Origin of the sequence: Sulfitobacter sp. HI0040 (assembly GCF_001634885.1) — a bacterium.
In the GTDB taxonomy this organism is placed as follows: Bacteria; Pseudomonadota; Alphaproteobacteria; order Rhodobacterales; family Rhodobacteraceae; genus Sulfitobacter.
In genome coordinates this window covers 1-282 of record NZ_LWEX01000245.1, presented here as the reverse complement: position 1 = coordinate 282, position 282 = coordinate 1, and the positions used below count along the sequence as shown (strand labels likewise).

Genomic DNA, 282 nt, shown 5'->3' with positions numbered 1-282 from the left:
CCCGAGGCGGTGGACGGCGGCCCCATCGCGCGCATCCGCGACGGCGACATCCTGCGCGTCGATGGCGAGGCGGGAACGCTAGATGTTCTGGCGGATATAGACGACCGGCCTGATGCTCAGGCCGACCTTTCGGCTGCGCAATGGGGTACAGGGCGGGAGCTCTTTGCGACATTCCGCAACACTGTCGGTGCCGCATCGGACGGCGCATCCATATTCGGAGCCTGAACGCCATGAGCCTGCCCCCCAAAGAAGCTTCGAAAACCACCCGCGAGATCTGCGGAT

1 pseudogene is annotated in these 282 nt (G+C 64.9%); it reads left to right on the top strand.

The features are described from left to right. Positions 1–225: pseudogene (locus A3728_RS13020) on the top strand (dihydroxy-acid dehydratase domain-containing protein); the annotation flags it as partial. Positions 226–282: the final 57 nt, after the last annotated feature.